At 45.2% G+C, this 21,626-nt stretch carries 21 protein-coding genes and 1 other RNA gene; 11 read left to right on the forward strand and 11 right to left on the reverse strand.

Annotation, left to right across the window (positions count from 1 at the left end):
• Positions 1–65: 65 nt before the first annotated feature.
• Entirely contained in the window at positions 66–932 is an 867-nt protein-coding gene (locus IPL83_17865) for an aldo/keto reductase (GenBank protein ID MBK9040987.1), read from the forward strand.
• 2 nt (positions 933–934) lie between these two features.
• On the opposite strand, the gene IPL83_17870 is transcribed toward IPL83_17865, so the two are convergent.
• The 8 genes from IPL83_17870 to IPL83_17905 form a co-directional block, all read right to left on the reverse strand.
• Positions 935–3,994 carry an efflux RND transporter permease subunit gene (locus IPL83_17870; protein ID MBK9040988.1) on the reverse strand — a complete coding sequence of 1,020 codons (3,060 nt, stop codon included), beginning with the start codon at positions 3,992–3,994 and terminating at the stop codon, positions 935–937.
• Positions 3,991–5,256 carry a TolC family protein gene (locus IPL83_17875; protein ID MBK9040989.1) on the reverse strand — a complete coding sequence of 422 codons (1,266 nt, stop codon included), beginning with the start codon at positions 5,254–5,256 and terminating at the stop codon, positions 3,991–3,993. Before IPL83_17875 ends, IPL83_17870 begins: the two co-directional genes overlap by 4 nt.
• 46 nt (positions 5,257–5,302) lie before the next feature.
• On the reverse strand, positions 5,303–6,991 hold the full coding sequence (locus IPL83_17880) for a hypothetical protein (GenBank protein MBK9040990.1): 1,689 nt from the start codon (positions 6,989–6,991) through the stop codon (positions 5,303–5,305).
• Positions 6,992–7,164: 173 nt separating this feature from the next.
• A complete protein-coding gene (locus IPL83_17885; GenBank protein ID MBK9040991.1) occupies positions 7,165–7,995 on the reverse strand; it encodes a hypothetical protein in 831 nt (276 codons plus the stop codon).
• Between the two features lie 540 nt (positions 7,996–8,535).
• Entirely contained in the window at positions 8,536–9,492 is a 957-nt protein-coding gene (locus tag IPL83_17890; GenBank protein ID MBK9040992.1) for a TIGR02147 family protein, read from the reverse strand.
• A gap of 171 nt (positions 9,493–9,663) precedes the next feature.
• A complete protein-coding gene (locus IPL83_17895) occupies positions 9,664–11,226 on the reverse strand; it encodes a hypothetical protein (protein MBK9040993.1) in 1,563 nt (520 codons plus the stop codon).
• A 154-nt stretch (positions 11,227–11,380) separates the two neighbouring features.
• On the reverse strand, positions 11,381–11,767 hold the full coding sequence (locus IPL83_17900) for a hypothetical protein (protein MBK9040994.1): 387 nt from the start codon (positions 11,765–11,767) through the stop codon (positions 11,381–11,383).
• 145 nt (positions 11,768–11,912) lie between these two features.
• Positions 11,913–12,686: a M48 family metallopeptidase gene (locus IPL83_17905; GenBank protein MBK9040995.1), complete on the reverse strand. Its 774-nt coding sequence runs from the start codon at positions 12,684–12,686 to the stop codon at positions 11,913–11,915.
• A gap of 219 nt (positions 12,687–12,905) precedes the next feature.
• Here IPL83_17905 and IPL83_17910 point away from each other — a divergent pair, with 219 nt between their 5' ends.
• A complete protein-coding gene (locus IPL83_17910; protein ID MBK9040996.1) occupies positions 12,906–13,883 on the forward strand; it encodes a serine/threonine protein kinase in 978 nt (325 codons plus the stop codon).
• Between the two features lie 61 nt (positions 13,884–13,944).
• Here the strand turns inward: IPL83_17910 and IPL83_17915 are convergent, their stop codons facing one another.
• Complete coding sequence (locus IPL83_17915) at positions 13,945–14,604, reverse strand: hypothetical protein (protein MBK9040997.1); 660 nt, start codon at positions 14,602–14,604, stop codon at positions 13,945–13,947.
• Between the two features lie 291 nt (positions 14,605–14,895).
• The gene (locus IPL83_17920) at positions 14,896–15,279 is read right to left on the reverse strand and encodes a hypothetical protein (protein ID MBK9040998.1); all 384 of its coding nucleotides are present in this window, start codon (positions 15,277–15,279) and stop codon (positions 14,896–14,898) included.
• 240 nt (positions 15,280–15,519) lie between these two features.
• Here IPL83_17920 and ffs point away from each other — a divergent pair.
• The 9 genes from ffs to IPL83_17965 all read left to right on the forward strand — a co-directional run bounded on the left by ffs (position 15,520) and on the right by IPL83_17965 (position 20,951).
• Positions 15,520–15,618, forward strand: an RNA gene (gene ffs / locus IPL83_17925) — signal recognition particle sRNA small type.
• A gap of 19 nt (positions 15,619–15,637) precedes the next feature.
• Entirely contained in the window at positions 15,638–16,942 is a 1,305-nt protein-coding gene (dnaX, locus tag IPL83_17930) for a DNA polymerase III subunit gamma/tau (GenBank protein ID MBK9040999.1), read from the forward strand.
• A gap of 47 nt (positions 16,943–16,989) precedes the next feature.
• The gene (locus IPL83_17935) at positions 16,990–17,334 is read left to right on the forward strand and encodes a hypothetical protein (GenBank protein MBK9041000.1); all 345 of its coding nucleotides are present in this window, start codon (positions 16,990–16,992) and stop codon (positions 17,332–17,334) included.
• Positions 17,331–17,654 carry a YbaB/EbfC family nucleoid-associated protein gene (locus IPL83_17940; protein MBK9041001.1) on the forward strand — a complete coding sequence of 108 codons (324 nt, stop codon included), beginning with the start codon at positions 17,331–17,333 and terminating at the stop codon, positions 17,652–17,654. Before IPL83_17935 ends, IPL83_17940 begins: the two co-directional genes overlap by 4 nt.
• 17 nt (positions 17,655–17,671) lie before the next feature.
• Complete coding sequence (gene recR, locus IPL83_17945; GenBank protein MBK9041002.1) at positions 17,672–18,292, forward strand: recombination protein RecR; 621 nt, start codon at positions 17,672–17,674, stop codon at positions 18,290–18,292.
• The gene (locus tag IPL83_17950) at positions 18,292–18,885 is read left to right on the forward strand and encodes a gliding-motility protein MglA (protein MBK9041003.1); all 594 of its coding nucleotides are present in this window, start codon (positions 18,292–18,294) and stop codon (positions 18,883–18,885) included. The genes recR and IPL83_17950 overlap by 1 nt, the downstream gene beginning before the upstream one ends.
• 20 nt (positions 18,886–18,905) lie before the next feature.
• Positions 18,906–19,886, forward strand: coding sequence for a quinolinate synthase NadA (nadA, locus tag IPL83_17955; protein ID MBK9041004.1), 981 nt, complete (start codon positions 18,906–18,908; stop codon positions 19,884–19,886).
• Entirely contained in the window at positions 19,879–20,478 is a 600-nt protein-coding gene (locus tag IPL83_17960; GenBank protein MBK9041005.1) for a 4'-phosphopantetheinyl transferase superfamily protein, read from the forward strand. Before nadA ends, IPL83_17960 begins: the two co-directional genes overlap by 8 nt.
• 68 nt (positions 20,479–20,546) lie before the next feature.
• The gene (locus IPL83_17965; protein ID MBK9041006.1) at positions 20,547–20,951 is read left to right on the forward strand and encodes a hypothetical protein; all 405 of its coding nucleotides are present in this window, start codon (positions 20,547–20,549) and stop codon (positions 20,949–20,951) included.
• Here the strand turns inward: IPL83_17965 and IPL83_17970 are convergent.
• Positions 20,948–21,619 carry a hypothetical protein gene (locus tag IPL83_17970; GenBank protein ID MBK9041007.1) on the reverse strand — a complete coding sequence of 224 codons (672 nt, stop codon included), beginning with the start codon at positions 21,617–21,619 and terminating at the stop codon, positions 20,948–20,950. The two genes, IPL83_17965 and IPL83_17970, sit on opposite strands and share 4 nt — an antisense overlap.
• Positions 21,620–21,626 lie beyond the last annotated feature (7 nt).

Below are 21,626 nucleotides of genomic sequence, written 5' to 3' on the forward strand. Positions count from 1 at the left end.
GGTGAAAATTATCATACATTCCATTAATTGTCGACAAACCTATTTTCCTAAATGTAGGTAAGGGAATGAATGAGTTTCCAGAAAAGGAAGGTGTTACGTTGAATTACATCCAATCTTCTTCGCGACCTAGCTTTATTTATGGCACTGCCTGGAAGGGTGAAGCCACGGCAGACTTGGTTAAATTGGCTCTATCTGCTGGGTTTTCAGCGATCGACACGGCCAATCAAAAAAAACACTATCGTGAGGACTATGTTGGATTGGCCCTTAAGGATCTATTTGATCAAGGTTTGGAGCGCTCCAGTCTGTTTTTACAGAGTAAATTTACTTTTGTGCAAGGTCAGGATCATCGAATTCCTTATGATCCTGATGCTTCATTTGCGGAACAAGTAAAAGATTCTTTTCAAAGTACTCTATCAAATTTGCATGCCGATTACCTGGATTCCTATTTGCTCCACGGGCCTCTTTCAAGGAATGGCATGACCGATGGCGATTGGGAGGTTTGGCAAGCAATGGAAGCTCTTTACGATGACGAAAAGACCCTAGCAATTGGACTCAGTAATGTGAGTGGGACGCATCTACGGCAGGTGATCGATTTAGGAAAAGTGAAGCCCAGTTACGTACAAAATCGCTGTTTTGCAGTCCAAGGCTGGGATCACGAAGTGAGATCTATCTGCAGAGAGAATGATATTTTGTATCAGGGATTTTCTCTCCTGACAGCAAATCAGCAGGTTCTTGAAGATGCACGAATCCAAATGCTTGCAGATCGTTATGAAGTGACCCCTCAACAAATCATTTTTCGTGCTTCTCAACAAATGGGAATGATTCCTCTTACTGGGACTTCAAATGAAAAGCATATGCGGCAGGATCTGAGCTGCAGCGAATTTGAACTGAGCGATTCTGAAATCTTTCTTGTCGAAACCATATCAGGATAGGACTAACTCTCAAGTAACACTTTCCGACGTTTTGGGGCAAAGAGAAGATAAACACAGGGAACAACAAGAAGAGTGCAAAAGGTGGAGAACAGAACTCCACCTATCACGGTAAGAGCCATGGGAATCCTCGTCTCGGCGCCAGGCCCAAGAGCCAGCGCTGCCGGAACAGCGGCCGCCACAGTAGCGATAGATGTCATCAGAATGGGCCGCAATCGGACGGGGCAAGCCTCAATTAAGGCTTTTTTCAAATCGAGACCCTGATCCCTTTGATGATTGGTAAATTCGACGAGCAAAATTGAATTTTTCTTAACAATACCCATCGTCAGCAAAATGCCAATAAGACTGTATACGTTTAAGCTTTGGCCCCCCAAGACCAACGCAATCAAAGAACCAATGAGACCAAAGGGAATGGCCAAGAATACGATCCACGGATCAGTAAAAGAATTAAATTGACTCGCAAGGACCATATAGGCAACGACCAAGCCCAAGACCATGATAAAAATAGTATCCCAGAGTTTTTTCTGAGGAGTTTCAGAAAATCTCACGGAATACCCCTCAGGAAGAATTTTCTGGGCAACCTCCTTGATTTGATTAACAGCTGTTCCTTCTTTCACGCCCTGGGGTAAGGACGAGTCTACGCGAACTCCGCGGATTCGATTCTCGCGATAAACAAATTGGGGAGACATAGAGGGCTTTAAATCTACAACTTGTTCCAAAGGAATTATCTCTCCTCTGTTGTTTCGAACGGACAGGTTTTGAATTTGCTCAATCTGCTGGCGATCCTTCTGTTGAAGCTGCACAAAAATCTGAAATCTTTGGGAACCTTTCGTGTAGCTGGCAGGGGCTATGCCACCAAAAGTTGAGTTAATAACACCGGCAACCTCCGCAATTTCAACCCCGGAGCGAGTCGCTTTCGCGCGATTAGGTATGACTTGGATTTCAGAAATACCAGATGCATCATCAGAACGAATATCTTGAAGAAATCCCAACCGCTCGAATTCGGCCTTCAGTGTCTCATACAACTGAATCTGCTGACTTGGATCTGGTCCGCTGATCGAAAACTCAACGCCGTTACCCCTTCGTCCTCCCAAATTTGAACCAAACCGGTCTCGAAAAAAGAATCTGATCCCACTGATGGACTTGGATTTGGTCCGCAATTCCTCAATGACCTCCGCCTGGGATTGCTTTCGAGCTCCTCGCTCTTTTAATACCACCATTGCGTTGCCTTTGTTTCCTTGCCCGCCCTGGCCAAAGCCACCCACGCTCACAAAGACTCGGTCGATAGAAGGGTGATTGAGAGCAAGGTCCTCAAACTGGCGCACCCGCTCATCCGTGTAACTCATTGATTTTCCGTTTGGAGCTTGAAAGGAAATTGAGATAACGCCTCTGTCTTGCGCTGGCACAAACTCCATATCCAAAAAGCGAAAGAGTCCTAAAGATCCAATTACGAGGAAAATCGACCCAAGAGAAACCTTCCATGGGTGATCGAGGACCTTGTCCAAAGTGGCCGCATAGAAATTTTGCAAGGAAAGCATGATCTGCTCAAATTTCTTTCCAAACCTCGTTGTTCGCTCACCGATGTTCAGCATTTGTGAACATCGCATCGGCGCCAGAGTTAATGATTCAAGACTAGAAAGAGCAATCGCAACTGAAATTGTGACCGCAAATTCAAAAAAGAATCGACCTTCAATGCCCTTCATGAAAGCGATAGGAGTAAAAATAGCAATGATTGCCAAGCTTGTGGCTACGACAGCAAAAGTGATCTCACGGCTGCCCTTGTAGGCGGCATTGACTCTGTCAAAACCCATTCGGGCGTATCTCACAATATTTTCCAATACAATGATCGCATCATCCACGACGACGCCGATAGCCAGTGCAAGTCCAAGCAACGAAAAAGTATTCAGAGTAAATCCCAGCTGATTTATGACAATAAAGGTCCCAACAATAGAGGTCGGTATGGCCAGTAAAATATTTGCCGTTGCTGACCAAGATCCTAGAAAGATCCAACAAACGAGCGAAGTGAGGAAGGCGGAAAGAAGAAGAGTGAAAATCAATTCACTTACGCTCTCTCGAATGAACTGAGTTCGATCAAACATAACTTCCAATTTGATTCCATCAGGCAAATTTTTCTGAATGACAGAAATTTTCTCCTTGACCCGGTCAGAAGTCGCCACCGCGTTGACCCCGCGCTGTTTGCTAATCGCCATATTCATCGCCTGGCGGCCATTGATGCGAGAAATCCGACGAGTATTTTCAATACCCTCGTAGACATTGGCGACATCTTTCAGCCTTATGGGAACAAAACTGGGACTTCCTCCGCGACGACTGATAATCAAGTTTCTGAAATCATCCACGTCAGAGATTTCACCCATAACCCGGATGACGTCCTCGTTGTCCTTATACTCCAACTTTCCGGCGGGTAACTCCTTGTGCTCGCGGCGGATACTTTCCACGATATCCTGAGACGTCAACTGAAACTGAGAGAGCTTTTTTGCGTCAAGATCGACTCGCAGCTGAGGCTCATGATACCCATATCCTCGAACCTCAGCGACCCCATCAATCGTGGCAAATTGATCAACGATTTGGTCTCGAAAGAGAATGTTCAGCTCACGAAGTGATAATTTTGGTGCGACCAAAGAGAGATAAATGATTGGCTCATCATCTGCATTTGCCTTCGAAACTGAGGGATTATCGACTGAGTCTGGCAATTGACTTTGCGCTCGAGCTAGCAGAGTTTGAACCTCCTGCAAAGCGAAATCAATATTTCGGTCCAACTCAAATTCAAGACTGATGCGTCCCCCATTTCTTTCTGCAATCGAGTCCATGTGGCGGATCCCAGACATCGAGACAAGGACAGCCTCTACCGGATCGATCACATCTTTTTCGACGACTTCAGGGGTCGCTCCATCATAAATGTAGCGAATTGTGACCGTAGGAAAATCGACATCTGGATTTTCATTGATACCCATTTGGCGAAATGACAAAAATCCAAAGAAAATCAAACTGAACATGAGAACCCATGCCAGCACAGGTCGACGAATTGAGATCTCTGATAAACTCATGGCCGAACACCCTTGGACCTAAGATATTCAAAATAAATCATTTTGGGCTCAAACTGAACACGATCGTAGGATCGTTTGATCTTGAGATAGTCATCGAGAGATCTGAGAACTTCCAAATCTGAAACAAGACCAGATTGAGATTCATTGATGTTTTCCTGATAACTTCTTTCTGCCATCTCAACAGCCAAACCAATTTTTTTTATTTCTTCCATTTTTGCGACTAAGGAGTTTCGTAATCTTTCAGTGATAGAAAGCTGATTTCTCTTCGCATCGGCGAGTTCATAATTCAACTTTTCTGCCTCTAAAGTTTTTTCACGCACCGCTGCTTGAGTTGTTCCACCGCCATACAATTCCCATTTGGCTATCAGGCTGACATCCCACTGGGAGTCCTTCAGAGTTCCAGTCCGATCAAGATAGTAGTTTCCACTCAAATCAATTTGAGGCCAGTAATCACCCTTTGCAGCATTGACCTCAGCTCTCGTCTGTCCAAGAGAGCTTTCGATGAGTTGGGTCTGTGGACTTGCTTCCAACTTTTCTGACTGACCTGATAAATCCAGTTTGCTATACCAATCCTCACTCAAGGGATCTTCGACCGGACTCCATTCTCGAAGGCCGGTTTGACGGACAAAGGTTTCTTTAGCGAGAAGAATTTTTCCCTGAATGGACTGAATTTCAGCTGACAAATTGGCCAGCTGGCTTTCAGCAGTAAACAATTCGGATTTTCTTGAGCGTCCAATTTTTACTCGCGAACGAAGATAGGAAACTCGTCGTTCGAGTATGCGTTCTTGTTCTTTGAGAGTTTGATCTTCTTTGTTCAGAGACAATATCTCGTACATCGACTTGGCTAAATCAGTGTAGAGATCAATTTCGGTCTGGATTCTGCTCCATTTAGAAACCTCTGGGTAAAATTTTGCAGCCTCCAGCAAGTGGTATTCTCCTCCTCCTTGAAACAATGGTTGAGTCAAATTCAAATAAACACTGTGCTGGTGCTTCTCGGTAGAGCCTGACGATGAGGAGGAAGACGAAGAAGATCCTGCATCCCCACCTCGCAAAAGTTGAGAGGTGAACAATGACAATTTTGGTCGAATGGATCCAGTGACCAGCTGTTGACGAACACGACTGCCTTCTTCATTTAATATTTGGTTTCGCAGGAGGCCTGTATTTCCCTTTGCTGATTCATAAGCCTCTCTCAAGGTAATTGCAGGTGTTTCCGGAGAAAAGAAAAAAATTCCTATTAGAAACAAAGAAAGTGAAACACCCATACTGAGTATGAGTGTTTCACGCGATTATCCATTTGGCAACTTGGTATTAAAAGCTCTGACTTGTCGTTTGAGAGAGCCCGCAATTGTAGTCGAATGTGAAAAAGATGGTGCCATTACGGCCTCCAAAGACACTGGAATCGCCACCAAAGGAGGCTGAGTGAGTGCTTTCGTTGTAGGACCATCCGTTATTTATGAGTGCTGTCTGTCCCTTGCCGCTGCATGAACCAGGTGGATTTGCAGGACCGTAATTCTGGTTGTATTCAAAACAGCCTTTTAGGGTGCCAACTGAAGGAGGTGGAACATTGTAAACTTGCAAACCACCGGTGCCTGCATAAAAGTTCGGATAATCAATTGTAAATGACGCTGTCTTGGGGCTTTCACCAGGGGCCTGCATGGTGGCAGTAAAAGTGCCCGGGCACCATCCAACTTGGTAGGGGCGAACTTCATATTTCCAATTGAATCGGCCGGAACCCGCAGATCCGGTTGATGTCCAGTCTCGCATGTTAGGGAGACCTGGGTCGCATGAATTCGTCCCAGGAGTTAGACACCAATTGGTGTTACTTGGAAAATTTTGCGCCGATCCAGAAATACCGACATTGTAGGGCCCACTGACGAACGAGAGGCTTGAAACGGGAGGATTATTTGTTCCGCCACCGTTACCGCCTGGATCTATTGGCGACAGGGGCTGATAGTTCTCTACAAATCCAATAGATCGTCCACCGGTAAGTCCCACAACAACGGCTTCAAGTTGAATGTTGCTTCCCGAACCCGAGCCCGCGCTCGCTGTGGCGGCCCGCAAAGCTGCATCGATTGTGCTTTTTGAAACGGCAAACTGACTTAACAAGTTTCCTGTGTTGAGGCAACCCTGTTGCGCGAGGTGAGAGTTCACATCTGATCTTGCGACTGTGGTCGTCGTCATGATGGTTACGTTTCGGGACTTTTCCCCTCTTTGAATGGCCCTGATCTGAATATTTGTTGCAACTTGTCCGTATTCAAATGCCCATCCTACACATTCGGTATCATTGCATCGTTCAAAAAAACCTTGAAGTAGTTCAGCCCCTTCACATTTTTCACGAGGTAGAGATGGAGGAGGAGGGGGGTCTTGAGGCTTTGGATTGACTTTAATACTTACGGAAATTTTAACGTCATTGGAAGACCGATCCTGGCCTTGATCTAATCCGTCATCAAACCACTGGAACTTGATCTCACAGGAATACGGGGTCGCACTTGGTGGCAAGCCCGAAACAGGCTTGTCTCCATCTGCATGATAGGAACAGGCTCCCGTTCTGTTATCACAGCCTCCACTCACATTCAAAAAGGACTGCATGTTTTTAATATATCCACCAAAGACTTCTTGATTGCATCCGAAACTCTGCAAGCGATAGCCAGAATTACTTCCACTGCTACCTGAGGATCCCCAATTGAAGGACCACGAGAGATTTGTGGATTCATCCTCGCGAATCTCGGCCTTTCCAAAGCTCATGTTGCCTTCAATATGATCTTTATTCACGTTGCCGTTTTGAGATCCAAATAGGTCGGCACCAAGATTACCATTCTGGCTCAAAGAATTAAAATCAAGGGTTTTCATTTTACCGCAATTGGAATACGCAATTGTGAGAAGAAGAGAAAGCGATATTCCAATCGAACTCACTATCAGAGAGGCTCCCTTATATTTATTAGTTCGCTCGCCGTTGCTACCTTTTATGAATTTTGGCCAAATGGGCTTAGTGCTCATGAATATTCCCCTTAAAAAATATAGGTAAAAAGAACTGAATCCAGTCAACGGGAGATATCCAATTTGATTCTGACAAGCTAGTTTGCAAGAAATGGTGCCGGCCGCAAGGGACCTAAAGGAGCCTAACTGATCAAAGAATTGACAGCTTTCTAATTAACCCTCAATTTCCTCCTTTACCAGGGAGGATTGTCTCCCAGTATCTTTACAGGATCTCGTCCTAACTCCAGCTGGCGCTTCCATTCGAGATCCAGAAAATAGGAGATATCGCCCTCCGCTCTGATATCCTCGCCATTTTGAGGATATTCACAGGGAGAGAATGGCATATATGTGTCAGGGGCGCAGAACGCCATTTTAATTGAATTCAAGTCATCGGTTTGGCGGTTGGCCCAATCCTGGAGAAGAATTGGGTGCTGTGGATCGATGCTCGGATCAAAAACATAAACTTGATTTCTTACTCTTGCCACGGGAGCGGTGTGATACCACCAGCTGACTTCTCCAGTTAAACTATTGGGAGATTTCACTGATAAATTTCCAAAGATGAAGACTCTATTGGGTTGGGAATAGCCCTTTATTTTCATCAGATTTTTCATCAAAGCAGCCCGAGCAAAACAGCCGTCATCTGGATAGAGCCATGTTGATCGGCGAGAAAAAAATGGAATCTGCGTCGGATCCGTCAGGAATTTCTCGTCACGCACATACCCAAAGGCAAGTGAAATTTCCTCAAAATCAGGCCACTCTTGAACGCGAAGAAAATCAAGCTTTTCAATTGGACCAGCCTCTTCCTCAGCATCTCTGTTCCAATCAAGGGGTACAGCGAGGCGATATAAAGCAAAATGACGTTGTCGAGCATTCCGCCAATCCTCTCCCCGTGCGCGGGAGGCAGAACCAATTTTGGCTGAGAAATTCAGAGGTAAATCGGTGGCTCTTGTTTCGCCTTGCGAAAGCCAAAGAAACAGAGGCCAAAAAAGACTCCAAATGAAGAAATATTTTCTCTTTCCCGCCATATATCTTCCCCCGGTTAAGCATGCCGTCACAGTGGTCTTTTGACATTAAACTCTTCGAGAGCGCCCTCATCAAAGGAATATTTTTCGAAGGAGCACTTTCTAATACATGAAATTTTTATCTCACTTGGCCGAGTTTTTACCCGAACAGATGAGCATTTCCAGACAGAAGATTCTCCCGGATATGGCGCATCAGGTTTTTTAGCGCTTCGCAGCTGAGGTTAAAAGTATCAGACAGAACAGTAGAAGACAGTGATTTTAATAAGTTAGGACTGTCTCAGAAGTTGTTGAAAGTCGATTTGCACAAAGGATTCTTAAGATTGATTGGCCGCCCTTTGGCAACTGCGAAAGTTCGCAGTCTGGCTCGATCCTTGCTAAAGATAACAGATGTAGAACGTATGCTGTCGGTCATGCTTGGGTCTTAGCGGTCGTTTCATTCCCCTCCCCCCCCTCGAATGGAATGACTGTTGGAACTGAAAAGTTCCTTCCCTTTTTGGCGCTGAGACCCCAAGTTGACCCTTTCATCCCCCCTCTGACAAGCCCCTACGGAACACGATCTGAAACCGGAAAAAGCTGGATGTTGAGCTGGTAGACTCTTTGGCCCTTGTTTTGGCCACGCTGTATACTGATATCTTTGTAGACACGCTTACGGAACTGACGAAGCTCGAACTTAATTTGTTCAAATTCTTTCTCAGTGAGAGCCAAAGTCAGGGCTCCAAATTCTCTTTCCGTCGGGTCATCTTGAAACAAAGATTCCAGTCCGAGATAAATAAGTTCTGCTTGAATTTTTCTAACCATGGCGACAGGGATATTTTCATAGCCATTTATTAGCTCTCGTCCCTTTTGAATAGATCCGTCAGGATTTTTCCGTAGTTCACCTGAATTCAAGAGTAGGTTGAGAGCTCGCTTTACTTCATCAATTGAAACGCGATCACGCATCACGCGGCGCAAATGGATCGGATCAAATTCAACGCCTTCTTGATCGACAAGAGTATAGAGAACCCAAGATACCCAGTTGGGAACTTTGCCCCAAATTTCAGAGTTGATTTCTCCAAGCCGAATCTTGCGTTTTGCTCTAAATTCAGACAATGACTTCAAATAACGATTTCGCTCTAAAGGGTCTCGGGCTTGACCATAAAGAACAAGGGCCTTAAATTCTTTGCCCTCGTCTCCTTGTAAGCCCAAGGCCTTAATAAACCTCTTAACCATGTCCATTGAAAGATTTCGTTGTCCCTCAATAATGAGTTTCAGATAGTTGGGTGACTTTATGTCAGCCGCCGCGCTGAAGGCAGCATAGGAATAGGAACGGACGGCGGTGCTCAAAGTTCGCTTCTTAAATTCGTAGAAATCACGCAAGTATCGACGAAAATCTGCATACTGGCCCAAAGCGGGAGCCACTGCTGGCGGTGCCGCCCGAGAATTACGGTCAACACTCGCGACGATTTGATTGCCACCCGTTCTTGCCATATCAATAGTTCCTATCACTGAGTGGGGAATCATCCCACATGGATCCCCTTTATAAAAGAAATTCCATGCAGAGAAGACAAAGACACCATGCGCCCAACAGTTAAATCCAATTAACCGTCACAGTGAATCAGAAAACGCAAATAAAGCAAATTGTATTCGAAAAAAGCAATATTTGCTCAATGCTTCACTCCGCAGGAATAAAAACTAAGGCCTTGTAGGTGGCGGTGGCCCGCTCTCTATCAACTTAAGAAAATCGCGCCCAGGCAGCACTTGGCTTTTAAATCCCAATTCGGCTGACTCGGCCACGCCCTTAAAGTGAATCCTTGCTCGAATGTTCCCATTTCCGTCATTATTCAAAAGTTGGGCGCGTGATAGATATCTAGCAAATTTCCCTTCGTGATCAACAATTCCCGTATTCACATTCGCCGCATTTAAGTTACGTTGGTATCCGTTAATTTGAATATCTAAGTTGGACTGCTGGCCCAAGCTATCTGCCAAAAGGAGAGGGCCTGAAAATACCAAAGCGTCCTGAATCGGGTTATTGATTGTTGTCACTGACCAAAGGGAAACCACAAAGGAAGATCTACCATAGGCAGCAGCCCACGATCGAAATTCTACATCGTTGGCTCCGGGAGCTCTCATAGGGGGAGTCGCGCAATTGCCTCGTCCCGAGCGAAGACATATAAGTACTTTTTTGACTGCGTCGCTGGTATTTTTTAAATAAAGCATGAACTCTGTAAAATTGGGGTTAAGAGATTCCAGAGAACGATGATAATCGCTTAGATTAAATGTGACATGGGCATTGCCCACGCGATGCACGACAAAGGCCGTTTTGCATATTTCGCCCTTGTTTGTAAACTGATCAATCCTGACGATCGTATTTTCACAAGTGGTCATGTCTCCATCGACACAAGCGAGGGTGACTGAAAATGGGTATTCATCGCCTTCGGTCGCAGGAGTTTCATATATGACAGAGCGATTATTTCGATCCAAAACTCCAGCAAATTTTGCATTCACGGGTCCCGTAGGACCATCAAAAATAAATTCCACTAGAACCTTGCGCGTTTTGACGTTTGCCTGAACTCCCATAGAGTTGATCGCAAGAGAAAAAGTCTCACTCTCTTGACGGAGGGGTTCCGGAATTTTGTCAATTTCAGCCTTCAATATGGGCAGTAGAATATCCACTCGACTGTCAGTAAAATAATTTCCCGCGGGATCAATTGTTCCCGTCACAGAGGGAGGCGCGCTGTAGGTTGTCCCGCCCTGCAATGGACCTGAACCTGACGAATCCATTCCGGCGGGGGAGTTTTGACCGATTACGTCCGGAGCCCCTGTTGACCTTTCCCGATATCGCTCTCGTTCGCCTATGGAATCGCTTCTCGTCTCCCCATCCCAGTCTTCCGGTGGACCTGGGTCGCCATCATTGTCATTGTCCACAACAGTGTCTGAGTCGCTTGCACTATTTTGTCCACCACGCCTGTACCGCTGAAGCCTCTCTTCATTTGAGCCCCATCTGCGACGGCGTTCAGTTCTTTCCTGTTCAGAGTCATAAGACCCCACGTGACCGTTGCCATAATAATCAAAGTTCCCATTCCGTCCCTGCTGATTATAGTTGCCTTGAATAGGAGGTGGCGGCGGCACAGCGACCGGCGGCGGATTCTTGGATTTCTTTCCAGAGCAAGCTCCAAAGAACAATCCAAAAAAAATGACGGCCAATATTCGAGAGAAATACCGCGCTCGAGTTGCGAAAATAAATGTGAAGTTCATTATTAGATCCCTCTCAATTCAATTCTAAAAAAATCCAGTCAAGAAAGAAGAAAGCAATCAATAGGCCACAATCACTGCGCCCAAATACGTCCAGATATGAAATAATAACAAAATCATGCCAATTTTCGGCGCGAGTAACGAAAATTGGCCAAAATTAGATCTGCTTATCAAGGAGTTCAACGTGGGACAGGCAACCAGAAAATCCCGATCCTGTAGAGAAGCGAACCCTTTTTCCTTGGCTCATCGCTAGGCGAATGAGTTCCATTTTCTCTCGGGTCAATGTCTCTGAGTCTTTCATTTGAGAAGAACCAGGACATACTTTAAAAATAAGAGATTTTGATTCCAGGGTTGAAATGCGAACGATCGTCTCGTTGGAGGAATCGTTTACTGCTATGGACTGAACAAACCCCACGTGAGAACTCCCGCCAAACTGCAGTTGATCCCAAACACTGAGACCTCCCCAATCAGCGCGTCCATAAAACGCAGGAACGAGCAGAGCAAGAACTGCGAGTGCACGAAAAATGGGGGCAAAGTTAATCATATATCAATTCTCCTTGGTCCTATCCAAAGCAGTACTTATGCCAGCGGTAAGCATTCAGCTCGTTTCCAATTCAAAGGTCGAAATTGAAAATCTCTTTGAGACACATCATGGCGCTGACTGTATAAACTTTGAACAATCAGAGAACTCAGACGACCATATGAGGATGGATTTCCGACTTCTCGCTCAAAAAGTCAAATTCATAGAAATTTTTTCGCAACCATTTTCTGCAATATCGATATTCGTCGCAGCATTCTTCGACCAAACTCCAGAAGAACCTAGAATGGTTGGGGAATCGTAAATGAGCTAATTCGTGAACAACAACGTAGTCAAGAACCTCGAGGGGTGCGCCTATCAGGCGCCAATTTAAACTGATATTCCCCATCGTCGTACAGCTCCCCCAGCGGGTTCGTTGTGAACGAAAAGAAAGGACTCTGGGCCAGAGATTCATCCTTTCGGAATAAAAGCGGACTCGTTCGCCAATGATACGTCGGCCTTCAGACTGAAAGAAATCTAAAAGGTAGGAGCGTATCTGGTACTGAGAAACGATATGATACGACGAATTCCACGCTGCCTGAGGGATAAAACATTCAAGCTCAAGCTCGTTGACGTTAAAGGTCGGATTCTCGACAGATTCCTTTGGGGAGAAATTCAAAAATCGATATTTTCCCAAGTAAAGAAACCCCTCTCCCTGAACAAATCTTTTTGGTGGATATTTTTGGCGCAAAGCTCGAAAAGCAAGCAATGAGTTTTCAAGCCAATTTGAATGTTCGGCTAAGAAAGTTTTGATCTCACTTTGCGAGGTTATTTTTCCCGTGGTCACGTGAATTTGCCCATTTGGCCTGATGCTTAACCGAATTGTGCGCCGATGAGATTTTCTCGACAAATAGACTTGGCGGCCATTTAGATTTAAGATTTGCATTTTCAGGATCTTCTAGCTCAAAGTATATTCTTGATCAAACTGTCACAATTTTCTCATTTTCACTTTCATTTTATAATTCAACCCATTTCAGTAGCAAGTCAAAGAATGGAGTTTTGGGGCGTTCATTTTTTACAAAATAAGAATAGTTCTGGTCTACTTGAATCAGCTCTCCATATTTTCATTGCATCAACTCTCAGAAATGCTTAGCTTGCCCTCATTATGAAGAACTCATTTTATAATTTAACTCCCGATCGGGTCATGAAATCCGCCGAAAAGGCTGGGTTTGCTCCAACGGGAGAATACACTCAACTGAATTCCTATGAAAATCGCGTTTTTGATATCAGATTGGAAAAGGGAACCTGTGCTCCTGAATTGAATGACCGATTGATCGCTAAATTCTATCGCCCGGGACGCTGGGATTTTGCCACGGTTCAAGAAGAACATACATTTTTACAGGAGCTTCGCGAATCTGGTATTCCCGTTATTGCCCCTTTTCGTTTAGAGGATGGCTCAACGATACAGGTATGTGATGAGATTTTAGTCAGCTTTTTTCCTAAAGCTCTTGGAAGAATCCCACAGGAATTGAGATTTGAGGATTTTAAAAAAATTGGTCGAACACTTGCAAGAATTCACAATGTCGGACAGCTGAGCGAGGCGAGGCACCGTCCTTCGCTTGGTTCAGATTCTATGGGTTGGCCAGCTCTTGAGCTCTTGGAAGATTGGGTTGTGCCCGAAGTTTGGAGTCGATACAAAAAATCCGCGAGCGAGATTCTCAATTGGTTGGACGAGGGATTGAAGGGAATAAAACTATTTCGAATTCATGGTGATTGCCATCGAGGAAATCTTCTTTTGACCCAAGTTCGAGATGAGCCGGAGGAATTTTTTCTACTTGATTTTGATGATTTCTGCAGGGGACCAGCCGTACAGGATTTTTGGATGCTGTTTTCTGGAGATTTAGAGACTTTCGAGGAAGAAGAGAACGCCCTTTTATCAGGATATGAGGAACTGAGAGATTTCAATTATGAAGAGCTGCAGCTAATACCTGCGTTGAGAGGATTACGAATTATCCACTATGCAGGCTGGATTGCAAAAAGGTGGGAGGACCCTTCCTTTCCGCGTTTATTCCCATCGTTTCGAGATTACAATTATTGGGCTCACGAGGTTGAAGCCCTCGAAAAAATTGTCTGGACGTTGTGATGTTCATCCTGCACCCAGGGGATTTTTGGGTGCAAGAAGATGTTAATTTATACTCCTTATTTTACTGATTAGGTTTTATGTTTTTAGGGCTAAAAGTAGATGGGAATTTTATCTGATTTTCTTCGTTGTTATTTTGCCCCTTCTTTGCCTGAGTTCTCAGACCTGAAAGTATGTTGTGTTTACTTGTAGTAAACGCCGTATTTTTTGAGTTCTTCCATGAGAAGCCCAATTGCTCTTTATAAAGAATCTTGAATGCTCTTGCATCAGATCTGGCTTGCAGGAGTCCATCCCCGTACTCTGCTCCCGGTAGAACAATGGCGCCTCCTACAGAAACCGAAGCTGCATAGTTAGATTGGTTTATTATTTTCTTAAGCTGTAACTCTAAGTACATATCTTGAAATTGATTGAAGGTCATGGAGTCTCTTGAGCGGTCCCAGTCATCTCCGAAAGCGGTTCTGAGAAAGCTGCTAGTCAGATCTGAAAAGCTCTCCGCATTATTTACCATGCGGTAGTCTCTTGCCAATGCACGTCGCTGTTCAGTGAATATTGCTTGCGCCTCTCCGCTTTGATGAACAGACTGAACAATTCTTGTCAAAAGTGCTTGGACACTTGTCGGTTGATCCAGATAGCCCTCGCGAATGGGAAGTAGGAATACAAATTCATCGCCTCCTATTTTTAGCATGAGATCTCCTCCTTTGCCCAAGCGAAGATTTTCGCGCATAGCTTCTCCAAAGGCGACGAGTTACTCGCCTGCCAGCGATGTTCTCCTCTCAAAATAATTGACCTTTCCCAAAAAATTCAAATCTGCAAAAATAACAATTGTCCCAATTGGAGCCTGCTTAACGAAGGCTTGGCCAGTTGTTAGCCCTCAGGGTGTTGGCATCAATGGCTTTGGTTTTAGAGTCAATGGTCAGAGGTCTGTCGTTGAAGACCCCCTCGAGTCCCTCAAACGCTGCTGGCAATCGAATTTTTAGAATGATTTGCCCCCAGCATCGATGGACTTGAACAAGACTTAATCCCCAATTGAAGAAATGGTTTCTATGTAGGCTTCTCCCCACGCCAGTACCTCATGAGATATTCTCAGGAGCTCTTCTTGAGGAAGGTTCGAGTACTCCGGAAACTTTCTGAGGAACTCCGATCTCCAGGTTGCCGCACTTGCAGAGAGTCCCTCGATGCGATTCTTTTCAATCACATCTTGCAGGTAGGCCCGAGTCTGAATTCTTAACAAAGCAATACACTCAGATCCGACAGACCTTGATGGTTCAGAAAGAGGATCAGGATTGGACACTTGACTGCTGCTGGCAGACGGCTGGGGGGCGGCCGTCTCAGCAGGCAAGGCAGAGGCTTGAATGCCAAACAATAAGGCAAAAATCGGGAATATGGGTGTCGTCACCATTCGGCCACGTATTTATGACATAAAGCATAATAAGTCGAGCTTATTTGTATAAAATATGAAGATTTGATGAAGGTCCCATTATGATTGCCAGCTGTACGCGAAACTCAAATCCAACGGGCGTCCTTGGCCATTTCTTGTGCGGCACGCAATAAATGGTCTCTCTGCTGTCGCGGGAGTTGAAGAGGGCTGCGGCATCAGCTAGAGTGGCCGCTCGTTTTTGTTTTGCATGAGGCTTCGTATGGCCGGGTCCCATACAATAGCTAGCTTAGTGAATCCCGCCAGGTCCGGAAGGAAGCAACGGTAACTAGGATTCTATGTGATATGGGGTGCCTGGCCACTTTTTTTGGGAGGCGTGAATTTGTCCTATCAAGTGATAGCGCGCAAATGGCGACCAAAGACTTTTGACGAGCTCGTGGGACAAACCCACGTTAGCCAGACCCTGCTCAACGCTCTTCGCAATGGCCGTCTTCACCATGCCCTATTGTTCACTGGTCCTCGTGGTACAGGCAAAACTTCTTCTGCACGAATATTGGCTAAGTCCTTAAGGTGTGCCCAATCCGTAAACTTTGTTCCCTGTCATAGTTGCCGTGACTGTCAGGACGTGGCAGCTGGACGCTCAATCGATGTGATTGAAATTGATGGAGCATCCAATAACGGAGTCGATGCAATCCGCGACCTGCGCGAAACGATTGGCTACATGCCCTCTTCGGGCACATACAAGCTCTATATTATTGATGAAGTTCACATGCTTTCGACAAGTGCCTTCAATGCTCTCCTGAAAACTTTGGAAGAGCCGCCTTCCCATGTCATTTTTGTGCTTGCCACAACGGAGGCCCACAAAATTCCCCATACGATTTTATCCCGTTGTCAGCGTTTTGACTTTAGAAGAATTCCAGTTCGAGCTATTGCCTCCCATCTCACAGAGATCTGCCATGCGGAAGGGATCAAATCTGATGAAGAGGCCCTTTGGTTGATTGCTCGTCAAGGCGATGGTTCCATGCGCGACAGTCAAAGTTTGCTAGACCAAGTCATCACGTTTTGTGGTGCTCATGTGACGAAAGCGCAAACCACTGAAATCTTGGGTCTCACGGATCGCACTTTATTATTGGATTCTATCGATGGCCTCACTCGGCAAGACGCAAAAAAGATCATTGAAGTTATTGAGAAGATTTTTACCGCAGGTTACGATCCCAAAATTTTCATTCAAGATCTACTCGAAGAATTGCGCAATCTTTTGCTTATTAAATTAAGTGAAGAAAGTTTGACTGGGATTGTGGATCTCCCAGATTCAGAGATCTTGCACTTACGAACCATCGCCGAAGATCTGTCAGAAGAAGACATTCACCTTTTGTTTGATATCGCATTAAAGGGTGGCAACGATTTAGTGAGAGCTCAAGACACACGAATTGTTCTCGAAATGCTCCTCCTGAGAATGACTTCGGCGCCGCGTATAGTCGATATTTTTTCTCTGAACGAGAATGCGGTTCGAGGAACGGACCTAAAAGCAGTAGAAAAAGTCACTCCAACACGAGAGTCAAACGCAACAAATGTGACCTCTGTTTCTTTGATTAATCCCGTCCCACTTCGACTCCCGCCTCGACTCCCACCGAGTCTTTCAAGGAACCCACAGTATTTGTGGCGAATCATGAATCTTCTGGTATAGAAACCAGATGGCTCGACTTACTGAGCAAAGTAAAGAGAATCAATCCGATGCTTGGAGCAAAACTTGAGCATACCTGCCTTTTGGGCGTGGATAAAAAAGTGATACGCCTGGGCGTTCCCGATAATATGAGATTTTTATCCGGACAGGTTGAGGACAAGGAATTTCAGAAAAAACTGCTGAACTATATCGGGACCTTTTGGGGGCCTGGCTTCAGTATCGAGACCAATTCCACCCAAAATTCTCCGGATAAGCTCTCCCCTCGGGCACTTGAAGAGAAAATGAAACAAGATGAGGTATTGCAAACTCGACAACAGGTCGAGAATCATCCATTTGTAAAATCAACCCAGAAGATTTTTAAATCTCAGATTAAGGGTATTAAGGAGACAACATGAAAGGATTTGGTGGTGGGCTGCAACAAATGATGAGACAAGCCAATCAAATGCAGGCTCGCATGAAAAAGCTCCAAGAAGAATTGGCCACTCGCGAATTTGAAGGGGGAGCAGGTGGAGGTGCTGTTTTGGTTAAGGTCAACGGAGACAATAAGCTTCTCTCGATACAGATAAAGCCTGATGTTGTGAGTTCCAGTGATTTGGAAATGCTTCAAGATTTGATTGTTGTGGCCACCAATGAAGCCATTAAAATGGCTAAAGATACTTCACAGCAAGAAATGTCGAAGATCACTGGCGGCATGAATTTTCCAGGACTATTTTAAAAGACAAGGGATCACGGATGATTCGACATGTGCCGTCCCTCGATAAGCTCACTCACGAATTGGGTAAACTTCCCGGTGTTGGTCCAAAAACGGCCCAACGCCTCGCCTATTATATTTTGCGCTCACCTCAAGACTACGTGGCAGGTCTCAGTCAGGCACTTCAGGCAGTTAAAGACAATGTTCACGAGTGTCCAGGATGTTTTTCGTACACCGAAGAGGTCAATTTATGCCGGTTTTGCCAAGATGTGGGTCGCAATGATGAAATCCTGTGTGTTGTGGAGGATCCTGCCGATATCTTGAGAATTGAGTCCTCAGGAGTCTTTAAGGGTCGCTATCACGCTCTTCATGGGGCTATCTCCCCCCTTGATGGCATACATCCTCAAGATTTAAAGATTCCGCCCCTGTTAAAGCGAATTCAGGACGGTTTAGATGGAATTCGTCCCCGCATTCGTGAAATTATTCTTGCTTTGGATGCAGATCTTGAGGGAGATACCACTGTGCTTTATCTTGCCAAGGTGCTCCGAGAAAAGGGCATTCAGATCTCACGAATTGCTCATGGTGTTCCAATTGGCGGAGATATCGACTATATTGATTTTAGGACACTGGGTCGGGCTCTAGAAAATCGGGTAGTGCTTTAATGTCGTTTGTAAATCGTGATACCAAAGAAATTCATTGCAAGATTGTTTACTACGGACCCTCGTTGGGTGGAAAGACCACTAATTTACAGTGGGTTTACCACAAGGCAATCAGTGAAGAAAAATCAGAACTTGTCTCCTTACCTGGAGACGTGGATCGCACTCTTTTCTTTGATTTTTTGCCGATCGATATTGGTGATATCAGAGGGTATAAAACCCGTTTTCACCTGTATACAGTTCCTGGCCAAGTGGTCTACGAGCCAAGTCGTAAACTCATTCTTAAGGGACTGGATGGCGTCGTCTTTGTAGCTGATTCACAGGCTGAACGTATGGATGAGAATTTTCAGTCCTTGGCAGACCTGGAAAAAAATCTGAAACTGCAAGGCTATGACATTGCAGATCTGCCCCTCGTCTTTCAATACAATAAACGGGACCTTCCTAACGCCCTCCCTCTCGCCGAATTACGCAGCTCTCTGAATCGCTTTAATGCACCCGATTTTGAAGGAACTGCTCGTGAAGGCAAGGGGGTGTTTGAAGCACTGAAGACAGTCTCAAAGTCGATTATCACTGTGCTCAAGGGTGGCGAGATTTATTGATTCCTGTTAAGGACCACGCCATGAAGGCTTTAGCTCGAGAGATTCTGAAGATAAAAGAGAAAACAAAGACGACCGTTCTCGCACATTATTATGAGGAAGGCGATATTCAGGATATCGCCGATTATGTCGGCGATAGTCTTTATCTCGCTCAAGTCGGCCAAACCTCGCCAGCAAAAAAAATTCTCCTGGCCGGAGTCTATTTTATGGCTGAAAGTGTGAAGATACTTTCTCCAGAAAAGACGGTTCTCGTTCCTGATCTTGCGGCTGGCTGCTCTCTCGTCGAGAGTTCTCCCTTTGATCAGTATCTGAAGTGGCGCCAACAGCATCCAGAGGCTATCTGTGTTACATATATTAATAGCAGTGCTGCGGTTAAAGGGATTTCTGATATTATCTGTACTTCGACTAATGCAGAACTCATTCTTAACTCTATTCCAGCGGGACGTCAGATTTTATTTGGTCCCGATTACAATCTCGGTCATTACCTTTCAAAAAAAATCGGGAGAGAATTGATTCTTTGGCCGGGGGCCTGCGAGGTTCATGTTTTGTTTTCTGCGCGCAAACTTTTTGAACTTAAATCACGATATCCTCAAGCTGTCGTTCTCGCTCATCCGGAATGTCTTGAAGGGATTCTCCAGTATGCAGATGTGATTGGGTCTACTTCAAGGCTCCTCAAGGAAGTCCAAGAGAATTCGTCGCGCACTTTTATTGTCGCTACCGAATCAGGCATCTTTCATCAAATGAAGAAGTTGCGACCTGAAGCCGAGCTGATACAAGCTCCTGCAGAGGGGAGTTGTGCTTGCAATGAGTGTCCCTATATGAAGCTCAATACTCTCGAGAAAATTGCTTCGGCTTTGTCGAGCCAGCAGCCAATTGTAGAGCTTTTGCCAGGCCTCAGTGAAAGGGCCAGAGTGCCATTAGATAGAATGATGAGGTTAACTAAGGGCGAAAAAGTCGCTTGGCCCGAGTCCTTTTCTTTTTCTGAGGGGCCGTCATTTGTTTGAGCTCTCCCTCATACGCCAGGACCTCGAGAAGCATTGGAAGTGGGGCCTTCTCCGCCTTGAAATCAGTGCTAAATGGTCTTCTGTTCAGGTCGGGCATCGCGAAGAGCTCCGAATAGAGATGCTCAAGGATGTCCGCAAAACCAATTGGGGCGAGTCGGTTGGCAATCTTCTCGTTCCTGGTCAGTTGGGAGGATTGAAGCGCGGCTTTTTTAGTATCAGTCATTGTCCATTGGTTGGTGGTTATGTTCTTCAAGAGGCTCCTCTCGTTGGTCATTCAATTGGCTTTGATCTTGAACAAGCATCAAGAGTTTCTTCCGAGATAGTGAATCGGATTTCTACGCCATCTGAATTGATAGACAGTCCGGATCCTGCATCACTTTGGACGGCAAAGGAATCCCTGTATAAGTCTCTTCCAGACGGTATTCAGCCAGCCGCTATCTCAGGCGTCAGGGTGTCTGATTGGTCAGTTCTTTCGAATAATCTTTACAGTTTTTCAGGCCTTATCTCTTCACCACAACACTTCCACAACTCCCATGGCCTGTTGTGGACAATTAATGATCTCAAAATGGGATTATGTCTTTCTTGGATTTAATTTTCTTGTGTTGGCACCGATAGGCTCTTATGGCAAGTCTTTGGTCCTAAACAGTCGAGGGATAAAAAATGAGAGCTAAGTCCGAGAGAAGAGCGGCCGATCGAAAATCGGTGGACGGAATTGAAGTATCGGAATTGACCTCTCTGTCAAATTATCGTGTTCTTGCGAAAAAGGGCATCATCATGGATGCTTCAATTACCGGTTTGTTGATTCGAGTTGAACGCACAGACCTTGTTCCAGAAGATTTAAAGACAAATCTGAGTCTTGATTCTCTCGTTGGCCAGCAAGTCGTTTTGTTCCTGCCGCAGATGAATTTGGATTTGGATGGAACAGTCAATCGGACTGCTCACAAGGGACGCGGCTTTTTTGAAATTGCCATTGTGTTTTCCAAAGAGGTTCCCGAATATTGGCGGGAGTGTCTGATTGATCTCCTCCCTTCACCAGGTGAATTTGGAAAAGTGGAGAATGGCTAACATAAATTAGAAGGCCAACTTGTTTTCAAAGGATGAAATGGGGGAAGCCCACTTCGGCTCATGAGTGCCAAAGAATAATGAGCTGGAAAAAACCACGACAAGGCCTCCAAAATATTTTTGTGCTCGCTCACTGGTGGATTCCCAAAACATTCCAAAGAAAAACACAAATCATAAGTGATTTTGTCTCTAGATATGACCAGGGCCTCGGGTTCTATGATTCCCTGCTGGGCAAGAAATTCACAAAATACCTTTCGCGCATATTCGGGCCAATATTCTAAGGACGGAGCTCCGGAAATGACCTTTTCTCCTTCTGCAAATTCAACCTGTTGAAGACCGCTAAATTTAGATTGTTCAGGATTGAAAAAGCGACCCGTGAGCCTAAAATTCCAAATCATCCCGTAGGGAAAAACGTAGTCCGGAATGTATTTATGTGGATTGATAACCATACCAACGCCCGCCTCTGACAGCCAATGAAGGATTTTAGACATTGGTTCCAAAGATTCGGATCCACCGAGCTGAACAGATAGATAGGGCCACCCATCAGGTCCGTTCTTTGGGGTCTCCGAAATGACTTTCCCTTGAGCGTAAGGAAGCAGAGATAGGACTTCCATCTCCCATTTTTCATCGCGAACTGACTCTGGTTGAGTCAGTAATTTTTCTAAGCTCATTTAAAAC

It is taken from the genome of Bdellovibrionales bacterium, from assembly GCA_016716765.1.
GTDB lineage: Bacteria > Bdellovibrionota > Bdellovibrionia > Bdellovibrionales > UBA1609 > JADJVA01.

Coding starts and splice junctions, on each gene's coding strand:
- IPL83_17865 (MBK9040987.1), top strand. CDS start 66: ATGAATGAGTTTCCAGAAAAGGAAGGTGTTACGTTGAATTACATCCAA.
- IPL83_17870 (MBK9040988.1), bottom strand. CDS start 3,994: ATGAGTTTATCAGAGATCTCAATTCGTCGACCTGTGCTGGCATGGGTT.
- IPL83_17875 (MBK9040989.1), bottom strand. CDS start 5,256: ATGGGTGTTTCACTTTCTTTGTTTCTAATAGGAATTTTTTTCTTTTCT.
- IPL83_17880 (MBK9040990.1), bottom strand. CDS start 6,991: ATGAGCACTAAGCCCATTTGGCCAAAATTCATAAAAGGTAGCAACGGC.
- IPL83_17885 (MBK9040991.1), bottom strand. CDS start 7,995: ATGGCGGGAAAGAGAAAATATTTCTTCATTTGGAGTCTTTTTTGGCCT.
- IPL83_17890 (MBK9040992.1), bottom strand. CDS start 9,492: ATGATTCCCCACTCAGTGATAGGAACTATTGATATGGCAAGAACGGGT.
- IPL83_17895 (MBK9040993.1), bottom strand. CDS start 11,226: ATGAACTTCACATTTATTTTCGCAACTCGAGCGCGGTATTTCTCTCGA.
- IPL83_17900 (MBK9040994.1), bottom strand. CDS start 11,767: ATGATTAACTTTGCCCCCATTTTTCGTGCACTCGCAGTTCTTGCTCTG.
- IPL83_17905 (MBK9040995.1), bottom strand. CDS start 12,686: ATGCAAATCTTAAATCTAAATGGCCGCCAAGTCTATTTGTCGAGAAAA.
- IPL83_17910 (MBK9040996.1), top strand. CDS start 12,906: ATGAAGAACTCATTTTATAATTTAACTCCCGATCGGGTCATGAAATCC.
- IPL83_17915 (MBK9040997.1), bottom strand. CDS start 14,604: ATGCGCGAAAATCTTCGCTTGGGCAAAGGAGGAGATCTCATGCTAAAA.
- IPL83_17920 (MBK9040998.1), bottom strand. CDS start 15,279: ATGGTGACGACACCCATATTCCCGATTTTTGCCTTATTGTTTGGCATT.
- IPL83_17935 (MBK9041000.1), top strand. CDS start 16,990: ATGCTTGGAGCAAAACTTGAGCATACCTGCCTTTTGGGCGTGGATAAA.
- IPL83_17940 (MBK9041001.1), top strand. CDS start 17,331: ATGAAAGGATTTGGTGGTGGGCTGCAACAAATGATGAGACAAGCCAAT.
- recR (MBK9041002.1), top strand. CDS start 17,672: ATGATTCGACATGTGCCGTCCCTCGATAAGCTCACTCACGAATTGGGT.
- IPL83_17950 (MBK9041003.1), top strand. CDS start 18,292: ATGTCGTTTGTAAATCGTGATACCAAAGAAATTCATTGCAAGATTGTT.
- nadA (MBK9041004.1), top strand. CDS start 18,906: ATGAAGGCTTTAGCTCGAGAGATTCTGAAGATAAAAGAGAAAACAAAG.
- IPL83_17965 (MBK9041006.1), top strand. CDS start 20,547: ATGAGAGCTAAGTCCGAGAGAAGAGCGGCCGATCGAAAATCGGTGGAC.
- IPL83_17970 (MBK9041007.1), bottom strand. CDS start 21,619: ATGAGCTTAGAAAAATTACTGACTCAACCAGAGTCAGTTCGCGATGAA.